Origin of the sequence: Amycolatopsis sp. FDAARGOS 1241, assembly GCF_016889705.1 — a bacterium.
GTDB lineage: Bacteria > Actinomycetota > Actinomycetes > Mycobacteriales > Pseudonocardiaceae > Amycolatopsis.
This window is the reverse complement of the sequence record NZ_CP069526.1, coordinates 37,009-53,966: the sequence shown is the minus strand read 5'-3', so window position 1 is coordinate 53,966 and position 16,958 is coordinate 37,009. Positions and strand designations below refer to the sequence as shown.

Below are 16,958 nucleotides of genomic sequence, written 5' to 3'. Positions count from 1 at the left end.
GCGGAAGGGGTTCGCGACAACCGGTGGTTACTGGGCGATGAACGCCAAGTAGTGCACCGTTCGACCGATACCGAGCTGCCGATCATCGGCCGTTGAACCACCGCTCGACCCCCTTGGAACGGGGCCGGACACATTCGACACCCGTCACGCGCCCCGTGGGACACCTTGTCGATTTACCCCTCTGACCTCGGGTTTCGACCGTTCGCCGTGTGTCAGCTACCGCTGCTCGCGGGCTTCGCCGCTCGTCGTCGCCGCCCGTCGGACGGCCACCGCGGAGATCAACATCGGTCCGCCACTCGTCGACAGCAGTTGCGGACGAGCGGCGCAAAGGTCAGTCCGGCAGTCCGACCGGACCCGCTCTGGCCCGCGCCGACGGCGCCGGCAATCCCGGGATGGGTGGACTCCCGGCGCGGACTTCGACGAGCGCGTCCCGTTCCCGCCAGGTGCAGGCTGTGACCACGGCGCCCTCGTGGTCGGCCACCTCGCGGGCGCGGTCGCAGGCTCGCGCCGGCCCGTCGGCGGCGTGCGATGCGGCGGCCAAGGCACCCAGGTCGGCCGCGGCTTCGACGCGGTGCCGGGCCGCCACCGCCGCGGCGAGCCAGCCGCCGGCCGCCGCGAGGCCGATCAGCGCGGCGATCACGATGGCCGTCCAGACGGTCGCCACTCCTTCGTCGTTCTTCACGTCTGCGCTCCCGGTTCGGCGATGGCATACGCGCTGGCGTCCAGGTGGAGGCCGGCGAGGGTGTCGGTGGTGACGACGGCGGTGATGCCGTCGCCGGCACGGGTCACCGTGAGCCGCGCCCCGCGTGGGGCGATCGACTGCACGACCGCTTCGGCAGCACCCGGTTGCCCGGCGGCGGTCAGCCGCGCGGCTTCGCGAGCGGCGTCGAGGCAACGGATGTGCCCAAGCACCGCCGCGAGGCCCGCGAGCAGAGCCGCGACCACCGCCATGAGCGCACCCAGTGAGATCGCGGCTTCGACCGTGACGAAGCCCCCGTCCCGGCGACGGCCCGCCATCAGTTCGCCACCGTCAGGGCCCGTTGTACGAGGCCCGAGAGCGCGGAGGCGATCGCGTCGCCCCTGAGCAGGACGAGCAGCGCGAGGGCGAACGCCGCGGCGGCGACGGTGCCGATCGCGTACTCCGCGGTGGTGGTTCCCTCGTCTCCGGGGAGCCTGGGGAAGTCCATTCCGGTTCCTTTCTGTCCATTGTGGATTCATCTACAGCAGACCGCCGATCTGCCCGGCGAGGCCGAGCACCACCGGCAGCACGCCGAGGACGAAGAACGCGGGCAGGAAGCAGAGCCCGACCGGCAGCGCCAGTGCGACCCCGGCCCGTTCGGCGCGTTCTTCGGCCTCGACGCCGAGCCCGTCGCGGAGGCGGCGGGAGATTCCGTCGGCCGTCGCGGCCAGTGCGGCCCCGGACCGCGCGGTGCGGGTGGCGGCCACGGCCAGCTCCTCGAACCCCGGCCGCGTCCTGGTCGGCGCCCACGCCTCGGGCGGGTCGGCACCGAGGGCGAGGAGGTGGGCGGTGGCTCGCAGCGCCGTGGCCGTGTGCTCGGGCGCGGTGGTGCTGATGGCTTCGAGGGCCGTCGGCACCGGCAGGCCGGTGCGCAGGCACGCGGCGAGGAGGTCGAGCGTGGCGGCGGAGGCGAGGCGTTCGCCGACGTCGTCGGCCTTCGGGCGCCGCGAGCGGCGCAGGAGCCACCACGCGGCCCCACCGGCGAGGGCACCGCCGGGGAGCCCGGCGAACACGGCGACCGAGGCCCCGGCGAGGACGGCTGCGATGAAGTGCCGGATGCGGAGGCTGGGCAGCTTCGGACGCCATTTCACGCGTTCGGCGAGACTGCGTGGCGCGGGTGCACTGGGCCAGATGAGGAGCGCTGCGGCCGCGAGGAGGTACGGGGTCACGGGGCCTCCCGGCGTGGGGCGGTCAGAGCGCGCGACCAGGCGGTGCCGGCCCAGATCAGAACGGCGCCGGTGACGAGGAAGAGCTGCCCGAGGAGCGTGTGGGTGAGGACGGCCAGCGGATCGGCGCCGATGGCCTGCCCCATGGCGAGGCAGACGATCGGGAGCGCGGTGAGGACGGTCGCGCTCATCCGCGGGCCGGCCATCTTGGCGTGGAGACGTCGCGCGAAGGCGGTGGCGGCGTCGGTGTCGCGGCGGGTGGCGTCGAGGGTGTCGGCGATCGGGAGGCCGTGCCTCCGGGCGAGCCCCCAGGCGGCGGCGAGTTCGGGCAGCTGCCGGGATTCGAGCGCTCCGTCGAGCCGCGCGGCGGTGGCGAGGTTGCGCAGTTCAGCCGACAGCGCCGGGACGGCGTCGGCCGCCGCTTCGGCTGCGAGCACGGGGTGCGCGCCCGCCCGGAGCTCCGCGACCATCGCCCGCAGGGCGGCCGAGGTCTGCTCTCCGCGGGTCAGGGTCGCCGCGGATTCCTTGCGGCTGCGCCACTCCTGCCTCACCGCGACGGTCACGACTGCGACAGCCAACGCTGCCCCCGGCCCGGCGATCGGGATGGCGGCCAGAGCCGGCAAGAGCCAACGGAGGCGGCGAGGCAGGTGCGGGATGGTGAGGGTGGGACGCCGCGGTGGGTCGAGGCGGGTCGGCAGAGTGGGCCAGACGAGGAGTGCGGTGCCGAGGCAGAGAAAGGGCCAGGAGTCGATCATCCGGCGACCTTCCTCGGAGGTCGGCGAGCGGCTGATCGGGTCGCGGAAGTTCCGTTGAGCTGTGCGCAATCAGGCGGTCGGTGGTCGAGGTGGTGGTGGTTGGCCTGGCCGGTTCGCCGGGTGGCCGAGGTGACCTCCTCGTGGGGAGGAACTCGGTCCGGCAGCGCACGGGTGGAGGGCCGGTGGTTCCCGTGGTGGCGATCAGCGCTGCGGCGCCTGCGGATGGGGGTGGCGCCGGCCGGCGTGTGGTGAGTCATGACGGGCTGGTTCCCGGGTAAGTCATGGGTATTGCCGCAGAGCCGCCAAAAGCCGCGTACCTCGAGTGGCCGGTCGAGGGTGTCCCGAACACGCACGTGGCCGGTCGCGGTCGGGCCACAGCGGCAACGTCGGTGCCCTCCACGCGCCTCAACTGGCCGACCGACGGTGCCAGCAAGACGCATGCGGCCCGTCGTGGTCAGGTCGATGCCGCAGCGTCGGCGAACACCACGCACCACAAGCAGCGAGCCGATGCTGCCGGCAACCTGCATGCGGCCCGTCGTGATCGCGCCATTGCTGGGACGTCGGCGAAGACGGGTCGGCTGCAGTGGTGAGCCGCCGACACCCGCGATGCGCACGTGGCCGGGCGCGCCGTTGGTGCGACGCCGACGGATACCGTGCGCCTCAAGTAGCGAGCGGACGGTGTCAGCGACGCGCACGTGGCCGGACGTGGTCGGGGCACAGTCGAGACGTCGGCGAGTACCGTGCGGTTTGAGTAGCGGACCGAGGGTGCCAGCAACGTATACGGGGCCCGTCGTGATCGCGCCGAAGCCGTGACGGCGATTTCCACGTGCTTCAAGCGGCGAGCCGACGCCGCCAGCAGCGCGCACGCGACCCGTCGTGGTCGGGGCACAACCGGAACGTCGGTGAATACGGTCGGGCTTGAGTGCCGAACCGACGGTGCCAGCAACATGCATGCGGCCGTTCGTGATCGCGCCAAAGCCGTGACGTCGGCAAATTCCACGCGCCTCCACTAGCGATCCGATCCTGCCAGCAACGCGCACGCGACCCGTCGCGATCGGGCCACAGCGATGACGTCGGTGAATACCGTCCGGCTTGACCGGCCAGCCGACGCGGCCAGCAACACGCACGCCGCCCCTCGCGATCGGACCACAGCCGCGACATCGCCGAATACCGTCCGGCTTGAGTGGCGAGTCGACCGTGCCAGTTACGCGCACGCGGCCGCCGTTGCCAGGACGCCGGGGAATGCCGCGAGCCTCGAGTGGCGAGCCGATGGTGCCGGCAGCGGGTGCGGGCGCGCCGTTGCCGCGATGTCCGCGAAGGTGGGGGGTGCGGGCGAAGGCGCGGGTCATGAGGTGGCCTCTTCGAAGAGGGGGCGGTGGGAGGTCCACTGGCCGTCGCGCCAGAGGGGGGTGGGGTGGACCTCGCGGGTGGTGCGCTGGATTGCCGCGATTTCCGTGAGGCGGCGGGTGCCGTCGGGGTCGCGTTTGAGGTGGAGGACGACGCGGATTGCGGCGGCGAGTTGGCTGTGCAGGGCGTCGCGAGTGAGGCCGCCGAGGGAGGCGAGCGCTTCGAGGCGCGCGGGGACCTCGGAGGGGGAATTGGCGTGGAGGGTGCAGGCGCCGCCGTCGTGGCCGGTGTTGAGGGCGTTGAGCAGTGAGCACACCTCGGCGCCGCGGACTTCGCCCACGATCAGGCGGTCGGGACGCATGCGGAGGGCCTGCCGGACCAGTTCCGGGAGTTCGACGGCGCCCGCGCCTTCGACGTTGGCCGGGCGGGAGACGAGGCTGACGAACTGCGGGTGCGCAGGGCGGAGCTCGCCGGCGTCTTCCACGCACACGATGCGTTCACGCGGGTCGACTTCGCTCAGCAGAGCGCTCAGGAGTGTCGTTTTGCCGACACCGGTGCCGCCGGTGACGAGGAAGGCGAGGCGTCTCGTGATGATCGAGCGGAGGAGCTCCGCGCCCTCTTCGGTGACGACGCCGAGGGTGGTCAGAGTGTCGAGGGTGTGCGTCGCGGGGCGCAGGACACGCAGGGACAGGCAGGTGCCGTTCGGGGCGATGGGTGGCAGGACGGCGTGGACGCGGACGTGACCACCCGGGGCCGGAAGCCAACCGTCCACATAGGGCTGTGCGTCGTCGAGCCGTCGGCCGGCCGCGAGGGCCAGGCGCTGGGCCAGGCGGCGAACGGCTTCCTCGCCGGGAAACCGCAGGTGGGTGCGGACGAGGCCGGCGTCGCCGTCCGTCCAGATCTGGTCGGGTGCGGTGACGAGGACGTCGGTAACGGCGGGGTCTTCGAGCAGCGGCGCGAGCGGGCCGGCGCCCACGAACTCGTCGCGGGCCTGGCGGACGGCGTCCAGCACGGCGTCGTGGCTGAGTGTGCCGCCGGCCTCGGCCCGCACCGCCTCGGCGACGGCGACCGGGTCGGCGAGGCGGCTCTCGCCCGCCAGCCGGTGGCGGACGCGCTCGACGAAATCGGTGGTCATGCCGGGAGTTCTCCAGACGTGGTTCGACGGATCAGGCGGCTGAAGCGAGGTGAGCCGGCTTGGGCCGGGCCTCGGCGAGGAGGGCGCGGGCCGTGGTGGCCAGGGAGCCCTTGGGCGGGATGTCGAACTCGCCGGTTTCGAGGGTCGCGGCGACGCGGCGCTCGGGGGCCAGGGTGGCGAGCAGCGGCGGGCCCAGGAGGGCTGCGGTGCGGGACGGTGGCGCGGCGGCGCGCGGATGTCCACTTGCGACGATGCCGAGGCGGTCGGTGTGGGCGGTGAGGTGGTGGAGGACCTGTTTGGCGGCCATACAGGCGCGGAACTCGATCGGCACGACCAGCGCGACGAGGTCGGCGAGCTCCGCGACGGCGAGTGCGCCCTCGTCGAGGTGGCGGGGCAGATCGCAGACGACGACCCGACCGGCGCGGCGGGCAGCGGACACGACAGCCGTCAGGGCGCGCGGCGCGGGGCCGGCGGCGGTGCGGCCGCAGGACAGCACGGGCAGGGTGCCGCGGTGGGGCAGGGCGTCGATCAGCGACGGGAGGGAGACGCGACCCGAAAGGCGGACGTCCGGCCAGCGGTGCCCGGGAGTGTTTTCCAGGCCCAGGGGCAGATCCAGGCCGCCGCCGAGGGGGTCGCAGTCGATGAGCAGAGCCGGGGCGGTGAGGTCGGCTTCGACGGCGAGCGCGGCCGCCAGCACGGAGGCGCCGGCACCCCCGCGCCCGCCGACGACGGCGATCACCGGGCCGGGCGAATCGGCGGGGGCGTCGGTGACATCTGCGAACGCGACGGTCAACTCGGACTCGTCTTCGGGGAGGCAGAAGACGCGCCGCGCCCCGACGGAGACGGCCCGGCGCCAGACCGCCACGTCCGCGGAGCCCTTGCACACCACGAAAACACCGTCGCGGCGCGGCATGGCCACGTGGTCGTCGGCGCAGTCCTCCTCGATCACGACGAGCGGGGCGCGGCTCCAGCGCGACCGGGCGGCCGCGAGGTCGGGCGCGCGATCGAGCTCGCACCCCGCCACGGCGGCGACACGCAAGACCTCGTCGAGCACGGCGCCCTCGGCGGCGATGACAAGCGGGCGGGCGTTTTTCATCTGGCTCTCCCCAGTGGCGGGACCCGGTCGGTGTCGAGCGGGTCGTTGTGGTCAGCAGTACGGGTTTGGCGGCGTGCGGGCGAGGCAGGCTCATCGGACTCGGCCAGCAGGCAAGAAACCCGGTCGGCGCCGAGGCCACTCATCGAGCGTGGCGCCGGCGACAGGACGACGTTCGGTTCTCCCCTCCGGGCGGAACGTGGTCGGCGTCAAGCGGGTCGTTTTGGTGAACAATGCGGGTTCGGCAACGTGTGGGGAAGCACGCTCATCGGCCTCGGCTCGGGGCCGAGAAACCCGGCTGGCGCCGAAGCCACTCATCGACACTGGCCCCGGCGGCAGGACGACGTTCGGTTCTCAAAGATCTCCCCCTCCCCGGGCAGAACACGGTCGGCGTCGAGCAGGTCGTTGTGGTCAGCAGCGCGGATTCAGCGGCGTGCGAGTGAGGCACGCTCATCGGCCTCGGCTCGCGGCCGAGAAACCCGGCTGGCGCCGAAGCCACTCATCGAGCGTGGCGCCGGCCACAAGTCGACGTTCGGTCCTCACAGATCTCCCCTTCCCAGATAGAACACGGTCGGCGTTGAGCAAGTTGTTGCGGTCAGCAGTACGGGTTTGGCAGCCTGCGGGCGACACAGGCGCTCTTCGGGCTCGGCTCACGGCCGAGAAACCCGGTCGGCGCCGAGGCCACTCATCGAGCGTGGTCCTGGCGACAGGTCGACGTTCGGTTCTCACAGCTCCCCTTCCCGAGGCAGAACGCGGTTGGCGTCGAGCGGGTCGCTTGGTTCACCAGCGCGGATTCAGCGGCGCGGTTGATGACCTCGGCCTGCGGCGGAGAATCCGCTTGGCGCCGACTCGGGCAATTCGTCGAGCGTGGCGTTGCCGACAAGTCGGCGGACCGCCCTCACCGGTCTCCTCGTCCCAGGCCAAACCCGGTCGAGCGGGTCGATTCGTTCAGCAGTGCAGGTTCGGCAGCGTGCAGGCGGGTCGGAGATTCGGTGCTTTGCCGAGGCCCTTCGTCGAACACAGGGTGAGACGGGTTCTCAGAGGTCTTCCCTGGGGCGAACCGGCTTCTGACAGGACGGTCATTCGGAGAGAAGCCGTGCGCCGGTGTGTAAGCGGACGGTTTTCTTCGGGTTCGGCCGGCGAAACCGGGCCAAGGCTGAACGAGTCCATTCATGCCGCGCCGCGGCGGTGGAAGGTAAGCGGACGGTTCCCTTGACAACGAAATCGGGCGGTGGCACGCAGGAGCATTGAGCCCCGAGCCGGCGGTCGCATGTAAGCGCGTGATTTCATCCGGCTCGCCCGCGGGAACCGGCCGAAGTGGACCGAGAGCAGGAGTGGGTGTGTGCATCGCATGGGTCTCCCCTTGGTGGAACCCGGGTGAAGCACGCCGGGTGTGGTTCCACGGTCTCTGGGGCCGGCGGGTCGCAGCAATGGGCGATGTGGCGGCCTGTGGACAACTCGGGGCTTGTGGACAACTCGCGCTCGAAACCCGCCACCAAGCGCGCGTGGAGGAGCGGATGCGGCACAATGCGCGGCCCCAGCGCCGCAAAACGGAGCCGAGAATTCCGGATTCGGCGAAATTCCGACGGAAGAGCTCCCGGAGATCCGGGGCCGCGGCGGAAAAAAATACTGAGCCCGCACAAAAGAGGGCGGCCCTCGCCAGGGGGGAGGGACGAGGGCCGCCGTGGGTTCAGCCCCGGGGGGTCGGACTGAACCGGCCCGGTTGGACACCGGGTCCACACACCTTAACTCCGCCGGGCACCGGTTGGCGCTGTGAGCGACACCTACGATTCGATAACGGCATCCAAAGCCGGATGCCCAGTCCTGTCATGGATTTTCCGCCGGGCGGGCGCGCCGGTGTTCGATCAACGCGCGAAGGGGCTCGGGAGTTCTCCTATCCTGATCACGTGCCCGAACCCAGCAGCGCACCGCCGCGCGAATCCGTCCCCGGGGAACCCCGGCGAGCTGTCGCCGCGTTCTTCGATCTCGACAAGACGATCATCGCTTCTTCCAGCGCTCTGGCGTTCAGCAAACCATTGCTCAGAGAAGGGCTGATCAACCGGCGGGCCGCATTGCGTAGCGCGTACGCACAACTCGTGTTCTCCCTCGCGGGCGCCGACGCCGACAAGACCGAACGCATGCGCGCCGAGGTCTCGAAGCTCTGCGCCGGCTGGGATGTCGCGCAGGTTTCGGCGATCGTGCGGGAAACACTGCACGACGTGGTGGACCCGCTCGTGTACGTCGAGGCCACCGATCTCATCGGGCGCCACCTCGCCGACGGCCACGACGTCGTGATCCTCTCCGCGACCGGCGAGGAGGTCGCCGCGCCCGTGGCCGCAATGCTCGGCGCGACCCGGTGCGTCGCGACGCGCATGGAGATCGCCGACGGCCGCTACACCGGCGAAGTCGACTTCTACTGCTACGGCGACAACAAGGCCGTCGCCGCGAAGCAGCTCGCCGCGACGCACGGGTACGACCTCGCCGAGTGCTACGCCTACACCGATTCGAGCACGGACATCCCGCTGCTGGAGGTCGTCGGTCACCCGCACGCCGTCAACCCCGACAAGCTCTTGCGCCGCGAGGCCGGCGAGCGCGGCTGGCCGATCCTCGCGTTCGAGCGCCCGATGTCGTTGCGCGGCCGAATCCCCGCTCGCTCGGCCGGCATGGTGGCCCTCGGCGTGGGCGCCGTCGCGGCGGGCGCGACGTGGTACAGCCTGAGTCGTCGCCGACGGTTCCGAACCCCGCCGAGCTGAGCACCCACACGGCGGTACCGGGCCGGTTTTCTCAAGCACAGAGCCGAATCGGCGGTTGCTCAGGGTACTTGACTCACCGGATCGAGCTTCTTTTGCCGGTGCACCCGTCCACGGTCTTGAAGTGACCGTGCTCACGGCGTAGAAAGTAGGTGCGGACGTCGAGCCGGCCAGGGCAGAGGTAGAAGAGAAGCCTCTACCACCCCGGGCGACCTCCGTGCGCGGACTCCGGGTACCCACGCGCAGCACGCCGCGGGAGGCTCGTCGTCTAGGGACTGCGTACCGGGACGCCGGACGCCGAGTCCATGAAGGTACGACCAGAGTTGCACGCTTGGTCGCCCGAGATGTTCCGCGCTTGCAGGCGGCGCCCGCCGGCTTCGGCCGACGGGCGCCGCCAGCGTTTCACCGAGCTGCGTCTTTCACCAAGAAATCCCAGGTGACCCCCCACGTTCCTGCGCACGGCCGATGGACAACGCTCGAGCCGGTGAGTAGCTTCCCGATACCGGCGCCGCCCAGTGGACTTCTCACCACCGGCGGCGCACGACACTGGGAGGCCTTACGTGACGAACCGACTCGCGCGCACGCGCCCGCGGAGGATCCATGCGCTCGCCGTTCCCCTCGCGGGGCTGCTCGCCGTCGCCGGGCTCGGCGCGACCGCGTCCGGCAGCACCCCGGCGGCCCCGGCCGTGACCGCCACCGACGCGGCCGCCCAGCGGGCGCTCCACGGCATGACGCTCGAGGAGAAAGTCGGCCAGCTCTTCGTCACCTGGGTCAACGGCAAGTCCGCCGACGAGGTGAACCCCAAGAACCAGGCCGATTTCGGCGTCGACACCGCCGCTCAGGTGATCCGCAAGTACCACCTCGGCGGCGTCATCTACTTCAACAACGACACCCGCGACAACTTCGACGACCCCACCCAGGTCGCCAAGCTGTCCAACGGTCTCCAGCAGGCCGCCATCACGAGCGGCGCGCACATCCCGCTGCAGATCGGCACCGACCAGGAGGGCGGCACGGTCACCCGCATGGGCGCGCCGGCCACGGAGTTCCCGAACTCGATGGCGATCGCCGCCGGCCGCAGCACCGACGCGGCGACGCAGGCCGCCACGATCATCGGCCACGAGCTGCGCGCCGTCGGGATCAACCAGGACTTCGCCCCCGACTCCGACGTGAACTCCAACCCGGCCAACCCGGTGATCGGCGTCCGCTCGTTCGCCGGCCAGCCGGGCCTGGCGAGCCAGTTCGTGACGGCGGAGGTCAAGGGCTACCAGGACTCCGGGCTGCCGTTCGAAACCGTTTCCTCCACGGCGAAACACTTCCCGGGACACGGCGATGCGGCCACCGACAGCCACACTGGCCTGCCGCGCATCGACCGCAGCGAGGCCGACTGGCGCAAGATCGACGTACCGCCGTTCAAGGCCGCGATCGCCGCCGGCATCGACTCGATCATGAGCGCACACATCCAGTTCCCCAGCCTCGACCCGTCGGGTGAGCCGGCCACGCTGTCGAAGCCGATCATCACCGGCAAGCTGCGCGACGAACTGGGCTACCACGGCGTGGTGATCACCGACTCCCTGGAGATGCAGGGCGTGCGCGAGCTGCACAGCGACGCCGAAATCCCCGTGCTGGCCTTGAAAGCGGGCGTCGACCAGCTGCTCATGCCGGTGCACCTCGACGTCGCGGTCAGCTCCGTGATCAACGCCGTGAAGTCCGGCGACCTGCCGATGCAGCGGATCGACGAGAGCGTGCTGCGCGTGCTCAAGCTGAAGCTCAAGCGCGGCATCCTCACTTCGCCGTTCGACAACCCGGCGCTGGTCGCGAAGAAGGTCGGTACGCCGGCGCACCTGGCCACCGCGCAGGGCATCGCCGACCGGTCGATCACCGCCATCGCCAACGACGCCGGAGTGCTGCCGTTCAAGGAGAAGCCCGCCGCCGCGCTCGTCACGGGCTGGGGCGTGGCCTCGACGCAGACGCTCGCCGACCGCCTCACCGCCCACGGCACGAAGGCGACCGCGCTGCAGACGGGCCAGACTCCGTCCGACGCGGCCATCGCACAGGCCGCCGCGGCCGCCGCGAAGACCGACCTGGTCGTGGTGCTCACGAACAACATCGGTGGTTTTCCCTTGCAGACCAAGCTGTTGCAGGCGCTGATGGCCACCGGCAAGCCCGTGGTCGCCGTCGCCGCGCAGATCCCGTACGACGCCGGATACGCCAACCCCGTGCCGACGTGGCTCGCGACCTACGGCTACATCACGCCTTCACTGGAGGCGCTCGCGAAGGTCGTGCTCGGTGAGACGGCCCCGAGCGGCAAGCTTCCGGTCGACGTCCCGGCCGGCGCCGACGTGAACACCGTCAAGTACCCCTTCGGACATGGACTGAGCTGGTGACCGTAAACCGCAGGAAGTTCCTCGCCGTCCCCGCGCTCGCGGTACCGGTGCTCGCGGGCGGCTCGGCCGTCGCTCAGGCCGCGCCCGCGCAGAACCCGTTGGAGAGCGAAGTGCTCACCGGCGCCGAGCAGCTCGCCGCCCAGCAGTGGCGGCCGCTCGCCGGCCGCAAGCTCGGCGTCCTCTCCAACCCGACGGGCGTGCTCGCGAACGGTGACCACATCGTCGATTCGATGGTCGCCGCCGGGGTCCGGCCCGTGGCGGCGTTCGGCCCCGAGCACGGCTTCCGCGGCAGCGCGCAGGCCGGCGGGTCCGAAGGCGACTACACCGACCCGCGCACCGGCATCCCCGTGTACGACGCGTACGGCGCCGACGCGACGAAGCTCGCCGGCCTGTTCACCAAGGCCGGGCTCGACACGGTCGTCTTCGACATCGCCGACGTCGGCGCCCGCTTCTACACCTACATCTGGTCGCTCTACACCGCGATGGTCGCCGCGGCCGAGGTCGGTGCGGCGTTCGTGGTCCTCGACCGCCCGAACCCGATCGGTGGCCGCGCCGCCGGGCCGGTGCTGGACCCCAAGTTCGCGTCCGGCGTCGGCCGCAAGCCGATCGCGCAGCAGCACGGCATGACCGTGGGCGAGCTGGCCCGCCTGTACGCCGCCGAGTTCCTGCCCGAAGAAGGCGTGAAGCTCGACAAGCTCGAAGTCGTCGAGGTCCGCGGCTGGCGGCGCGACGTGCTCTTCCCCGCCACCGGCCTCGACTGGATCATGCCGAGCCCGAACATGCCGACGTTCGACACCGCGCTCGTCTACCCCGGCACCTGCCTGTTCGAAGGCACGCTCTTCGCCGAGGGCCGCGGCACCACGCGCCCGTTCGAGATCATCGGCGCACCGGGCGTCGACTGGCACTGGCGCGACAAGCTCGAAGCGCTCGACCTGCCCGGAGTGAAGTTCCGCGAGACCTACTTCGTGCCGACGTTCAGCAAGTTCGTCAACGAGACCTGCGGCGGCGTCGAGCTGACGGTGACCGACCCGCGGTCCTTCGACGCCATCACCACGGCCGTGGCCATGCTCGTCACGGCCAAGCAGATCGCCCCCGCCACCTTCGGCTGGCGGCCCGACCACGCCATCGACCTGCTCTCCGGATCCGACCGGCTACGCACCTCCATCGACGCCGGCGCCGGGGTCAACGAGGTCACCGGCGCCTGGCGCGCCGAGCTCGCCTCGTTCGACCGCAGACGCCGGCCCTACCTGATCTACCGCTGAGGAGACCGGTCATGCGTGCTAGGAAGGTGCTCGTCGCGACGATCGCCGTGCTCGTCGCGGCCTCGACCACCGCAGGAGCCTCCGCCATCGCCACCACGCAGCACGATCCGCTCGCCGGGCGCTTCGACGTGCCCCGGCACGGGTTCGCGCCGCCGTCGACGACGTTGCGCGAGGGCGAACCGGCGGACGTCGGGCTCGACCCGGGCCCGATCCGCGGCGCCGAGCAGTTCCTGGCGAGCTGGACACAGCCCGACGCAAGCGGTCACCCGCACTTCTCCGGCGCCGTCGGCCTGCTCGCGCACGACGGTGTGGTCGTCGACCGCTACGCCGTGGGCGGCGCCGTGCGCTACGCCGACGCAGCGGGCACCGAGCTGCCGCCCGAGCAGCAGGTGCCGATGCGCAACGACACCATCTTCGACCTGGCGTCGATCTCGAAGCTGTTCACCTCGATCGCCGCACTGCAGCTGGTCGACCAGGGCAAGCTCGACGTCTCCGCGCCCGTGGTCGGCTACCTGCCCGAGTTCGCCGTGAACGGCAAGCAGGACGTGACGATCGAGCAGCTGCTCACGCACACGTCCGGCTTCGACGCCGACCCGGCACCGTCGCTCTGGGAGGGCTACCCGGACATTCCGGCGCGCCGCAAGGCCGTGCTCGACAGCCCGCTGAAGAACCCACCGGGCACGACGTACCTGTACTCCGACCTCAACATGCTCACGCTCGGCTTCGTCATCGAGAAGCTCACCGGGCAGACGCTCGACAAGGTGGTGCACGACCGCATCACCGCGCCGCTCGGCATGGTCGACACGGGTTACAACCCGCCGGCCTCGAAGCTGGACCGCATCGCCGCGACCGAGTACGAAAGCAACCCACCGCGCGGGCTCGTGCGCGGCCAGGTGCACGACGAGAACGCGTGGTCGCTCGGCGGCGTCGCCGGGCACGCCGGCGTGTTCTCCACCGCGAGCGACCTGGCGATCCTCTGCCAGACGATCCTCAACGGCGGCACCTACCGCGGCCACCGCATCCTGAGGCCGGACACCGTCGAGCAGATGCTGACGAACTACAACCAGCAGTTCCCCGACGACTCCCACGGCCTCGGCTTCGAGCTCGACCAGCCCTGGTACATGGGCGCGCTCTCCTCGCCCGTCACAGCGGGCCACACCGGCTTCACGGGCACGACGCTGGTCATCGACCCGGAGTCGCGCTCGTTCGCGCTGTTGCTGTCCAACCGAGTGCACCCCACCCGGAATTGGGGGTCCATCAACACCGCGCGCCAGGTCTGGGCCTCTTCACTGGCTCAGGCGATGGCCGTCCGGCCCAAAATCGGCCGCGATGCCTGGTACTCGGACCTCGGCGACAAGTCCACGGCTACGCTGAGTACGCAGCCCTTGACACCGCGGTCCGATGGTGCCCTGCAGGTCTCCTTCTACGCTTTCGTGGACACCGAGGGACCATCTGATCCACTTCAGCTGGAATCGTCCTCCGACGGCGTCAATTGGCAACCAGTGGCCGTGCACGCGACGGGACCGGGCGCGCCGCCGGGAGAGGTGACTTCGCTCTCAGGCCACGGGCACCGCGCCTGGTGGCGGGTGACGGCCGACGTGCCGGCCGGCGGCGTTACGAGCCTCCGCTGGCGTTACAGCACCGATCCGAATTACACCGGGCGCGGAGTTTCTCTAGACGGTGTGAAAGTCACCGAACGCGGCCGGACAGTTCTCGATGGTGAGCGGAACCCGTCGGCACTCACCGCGATCGGGTGGAAGTTGAGCAACCGGTGACCGCGCTGTCGCGCAGCGCCGAACTGAACCTCCCACTCAGCGATCCGAAGCCTTTTGCGGGGCGCCACTAAGTTGCCAAGTCGTTAGCTTGAGCTCGTTAACACCCGCGACCTGGTTAGCGACTTTCTGGTCAACGATTAATCGCAAATCGAAGTCCGCAGACACGGACGGGTTGCGATCCTGCCGAAGGATGTGGGTAGCCTTGTCGCAAATGCCAACGGTTAGTAACTTTCCGACGGTCGACGATGCCGATTCCGTGACCATCCCGGCACCGTCCGGAGATTCCGCAGCTCAGACCACTGTGCGTGACGCCGACGCGAGCCCGTTGGTCCGCATCCGGTCGCTCCTGCCGGGTCTCGCCCGCGCGGAACAGCGGGTCGCGAAGGTCGTGCTGGACGACCCGGCGTCCGTCGCGCGGCGCAGCATCACCGAGGTCGCTCTCGCCGCGAACACCAGCGAGACGACGGTCACGCGGTTCTGCAAGGCCGTCGGCGTCGGCGGGTACCCGCAGCTACGCATCGCGCTGGCCGCGGACACCGCCCGCACCGAAGCCAGAACCACCCGCAACCTGGGTGGCGAGATCGGCCCCGAGGACGACCTGGCCGCCGTGATCGGCAAAGTCAGCTTCGCCGACGCGCGGGCCGTCGAGGAAACCGCCGACCAGCTCGACGTGGCGGAGCTGCAGCGCGTGATCGACCTCGTGGCCGAGGCCGGCCGCGTGGACGTGTACGGCGTAGGCGCGAGCGCCTTCGTGGCCGCCGACCTGCAGCAGAAGCTGCACCGCATCGGTCGCGTGAGCTTCTCGTGGTCCGACACGCACATCATGCTCACCTCGGCCGCGGTGCTGAGCCCCGGCGACATCGCGATCGGTGTCTCCCACACCGGCGCGACCACCGACACCGTCGAGGCCCTGCGGGTCGCTCGCGAGCACGGCGCCATCACCGTCGCGGTCACGAACTTCCCGCGCTCGCCGATCACCGAGGTCGCCGACCACGTGCTCACCACGGCGGCGCGCGAGACCACCTTCCGCTCGGGCGCGACCGCGAGTCGCATCGCCCAGCTCACCGTCATCGACTGCCTGTTCATCGGGGTCGCGCAGCGGCACATGGACGAGTCCGTCAGCGCCCTGGACGCGACGAGGGACGCGGTCGGCTCGCACCGGCTCGGGGTCAGGCCCGACGGTCGCCGCCGTCCGCGGGAAACCGGTAAGTGAACTCAGAAACGAGGCGCATGATGACCGTCCCCTGCCAGGCGGTGCACGTCGATTCGCCGACCGAGCAGCGCAACCCCCGCACGGTGGACATCGACCTGATGTCGACCATGGGGATCCTCAGCTCGATCAACGCCGAGGACCGCCGGGTGCCCGACGCGGTGGCCGCGGTGCTGCCACAGCTGGCGCGCGCGGTGGACTACGCCGTCGAAGCCCTGCGGGACGGCGGCCGCGTGCACTACGTGGGGGCGGGCACCTCGGGCCGGCTGGCCACACTGGACGCGGCCGAGCTCGTGCCGACGTTCAACGTGCCGGCGGACTGGTTCGTCGCGCACCACGCCGGTGGGGAGAAGGCCCTGCGCCAGGCGGTCGAGAACGCGGAGGACGACGACGAAGCGGGCGCGGCCGAACTGTCCGCGGCCGTCCGTCCGGGTGACTTCGTGCTCGGTCTCGCCGCGTCCGGGCGCACGCCGTTCGTGCTCGGCGCCCTCGAGGCGTCGAGCCGCCTCGGTGCGCACACGGGGCTGGTCTCGGCCAACCCCCGCGCGGCCAAGCCGGCCGGCGTCGACGTGCTGATCGCCGTGGCCACCGGCCCCGAGGTGATCGCCGGCTCGACCCGGATGAAGGCGGGCACGGCGCAGAAACTGATCCTCACGGCGTTCTCCACGGCCACGATGATCAAGCTGGGCAAGACGTACTCGAACCTGATGGTCAGCATGCGAGCGACCAACGCGAAACTGCGCGGCCGCACGATCCGGATCCTGCAGGAAGCCACGGGACTGACCATGGCCGAGTGCTCCGACGCGCTCACCGACGCCGGCGGCGACCTCAAGGTGGCGCTGGTGCACCTGCTGTCCGGCTCCGACGTCGAGCACGCGGCGGCCGCACTGGAAGCCAACAGCGGCCACGTCCGCAAGGCGCTGGACTCCCTGCACTTACGCGCCGGCTGAATTGTCTGCCCCGGCTTCGCCGGGGCCGCGAGATCACGGTGTTGTCTGCGTCGGCTCCGCCAGGGCGGCGAGATCGCGTTGACCCGGTTTCTTCCCTCACGATGTGCTCGGCCGGGGCCGAGCACATCGCTCAGTCCAGAAACCGGCGCGATCTCGCGCTGTGGCAAGGGATGTAGACCTCTCGATCTCGCGGTGGCGTGTGCCGGAATCCGACGAAGGGCCCCCTCACCTCGTGTGGTGAGGGGATCGCGTTGTGAACCTTCGAGTATTGCGGTTCATCTTTTCACCTGCTTACTCTCTCAGGTGTTGCACGAGAGAAGGCGGGTTCGCATGGCCGGGGGCTCCGCACCGCACACCCGCAGCGGGCAGGCAAGGCAGCCGCTGTCGAGGCG

At 70.7% G+C, this 16,958-nt stretch carries 13 protein-coding genes; 6 read left to right on the top strand and 7 right to left on the bottom strand.

Annotated features, from left to right (window positions below):
- Positions 1–331: 331 nt before the first annotated feature.
- From I6J71_RS00270 to ssd, 7 genes are all read right to left on the bottom strand, one after another.
- On the bottom strand, positions 332–682 hold the full coding sequence (locus tag I6J71_RS00270; RefSeq protein ID WP_204092870.1) for an Rv3654c family TadE-like protein: 351 nt from the start codon (positions 680–682) through the stop codon (positions 332–334).
- Positions 679–1,017: a TadE family type IV pilus minor pilin gene (locus I6J71_RS00265; protein ID WP_204092869.1), complete on the bottom strand. Its 339-nt coding sequence runs from the start codon at positions 1,015–1,017 to the stop codon at positions 679–681. Before I6J71_RS00265 ends, I6J71_RS00270 begins: the two co-directional genes overlap by 4 nt.
- Complete coding sequence (locus I6J71_RS00260; RefSeq protein ID WP_204092868.1) at positions 1,017–1,187, bottom strand: DUF4244 domain-containing protein; 171 nt, start codon at positions 1,185–1,187, stop codon at positions 1,017–1,019. The genes I6J71_RS00265 and I6J71_RS00260 overlap by 1 nt, the downstream gene beginning before the upstream one ends.
- Positions 1,188–1,218: 31 nt before the next feature.
- Positions 1,219–1,908 carry a type II secretion system F family protein gene (locus tag I6J71_RS00255; protein WP_204092867.1) on the bottom strand — a complete coding sequence of 230 codons (690 nt, stop codon included), beginning with the start codon at positions 1,906–1,908 and terminating at the stop codon, positions 1,219–1,221.
- Positions 1,905–2,660 carry a type II secretion system F family protein gene (locus I6J71_RS00250; protein ID WP_204092866.1) on the bottom strand — a complete coding sequence of 252 codons (756 nt, stop codon included), beginning with the start codon at positions 2,658–2,660 and terminating at the stop codon, positions 1,905–1,907. The genes I6J71_RS00255 and I6J71_RS00250 overlap by 4 nt, the downstream gene beginning before the upstream one ends.
- Before the next feature lie 1,345 nt (positions 2,661–4,005).
- On the bottom strand, positions 4,006–5,142 hold the full coding sequence (locus tag I6J71_RS00245; protein ID WP_204092865.1) for a TadA family conjugal transfer-associated ATPase: 1,137 nt from the start codon (positions 5,140–5,142) through the stop codon (positions 4,006–4,008).
- A 31-nt stretch (positions 5,143–5,173) separates the two neighbouring features.
- Entirely contained in the window at positions 5,174–6,238 is a 1,065-nt protein-coding gene (ssd, locus tag I6J71_RS00240) for a septum site-determining protein Ssd (RefSeq protein WP_204092864.1), read from the bottom strand.
- 1,904 nt (positions 6,239–8,142) lie between these two features.
- On the opposite strand from ssd, the gene I6J71_RS00235 reads away from it, so the two are divergent.
- From I6J71_RS00235 to murQ, 6 genes are all read left to right on the top strand, one after another.
- Entirely contained in the window at positions 8,143–8,988 is an 846-nt protein-coding gene (locus I6J71_RS00235) for an HAD family phosphatase (RefSeq protein WP_204092863.1), read from the top strand.
- A 557-nt stretch (positions 8,989–9,545) separates the two neighbouring features.
- Positions 9,546–11,369, top strand: coding sequence for a glycoside hydrolase family 3 protein (locus I6J71_RS00230; RefSeq protein WP_204092862.1), 1,824 nt, complete (start codon positions 9,546–9,548; stop codon positions 11,367–11,369).
- Entirely contained in the window at positions 11,366–12,631 is a 1,266-nt protein-coding gene (locus I6J71_RS00225; protein WP_204092861.1) for an exo-beta-N-acetylmuramidase NamZ domain-containing protein, read from the top strand. The genes I6J71_RS00230 and I6J71_RS00225 overlap by 4 nt, the downstream gene beginning before the upstream one ends.
- 11 nt (positions 12,632–12,642) lie before the next feature.
- Positions 12,643–14,406, top strand: a complete 1,764-nt coding sequence (locus I6J71_RS00220; protein WP_204092860.1) for a serine hydrolase domain-containing protein — start codon at positions 12,643–12,645, stop codon at positions 14,404–14,406.
- Positions 14,407–14,617: 211 nt separating this feature from the next.
- Positions 14,618–15,619 carry a MurR/RpiR family transcriptional regulator gene (locus I6J71_RS00215; RefSeq protein WP_370542066.1) on the top strand — a complete coding sequence of 334 codons (1,002 nt, stop codon included), beginning with the start codon at positions 14,618–14,620 and terminating at the stop codon, positions 15,617–15,619.
- A 17-nt stretch (positions 15,620–15,636) separates the two neighbouring features.
- Positions 15,637–16,566, top strand: coding sequence for an N-acetylmuramic acid 6-phosphate etherase (gene murQ / locus I6J71_RS00210; protein ID WP_204092859.1), 930 nt, complete (start codon positions 15,637–15,639; stop codon positions 16,564–16,566).
- The last annotated feature ends 392 nt before the right edge of the window (positions 16,567–16,958 follow it).

Excerpts from the sequence above, each read along its gene's own strand:
- I6J71_RS00245 (WP_204092865.1), bottom strand. The coding sequence starts at position 5,142 with ATGACCACCGATTTCGTCGAGCGCGTCCGCCACCGGCTGGCGGGCGAG.
- I6J71_RS00260 (WP_204092868.1), bottom strand. The coding sequence starts at position 1,187 with ATGGACTTCCCCAGGCTCCCCGGAGACGAGGGAACCACCACCGCGGAG.
- I6J71_RS00220 (WP_204092860.1), top strand. The coding sequence starts at position 12,643 with ATGCGTGCTAGGAAGGTGCTCGTCGCGACGATCGCCGTGCTCGTCGCG.
- I6J71_RS00215 (WP_370542066.1), top strand. The coding sequence starts at position 14,618 with ATGCCAACGGTTAGTAACTTTCCGACGGTCGACGATGCCGATTCCGTG.
- I6J71_RS00250 (WP_204092866.1), bottom strand. The coding sequence starts at position 2,660 with ATGATCGACTCCTGGCCCTTTCTCTGCCTCGGCACCGCACTCCTCGTC.
- I6J71_RS00265 (WP_204092869.1), bottom strand. The coding sequence starts at position 1,017 with ATGGCGGGCCGTCGCCGGGACGGGGGCTTCGTCACGGTCGAAGCCGCG.
- murQ (WP_204092859.1), top strand. The coding sequence starts at position 15,637 with ATGATGACCGTCCCCTGCCAGGCGGTGCACGTCGATTCGCCGACCGAG.
- ssd (WP_204092864.1), bottom strand. The coding sequence starts at position 6,238 with ATGAAAAACGCCCGCCCGCTTGTCATCGCCGCCGAGGGCGCCGTGCTC.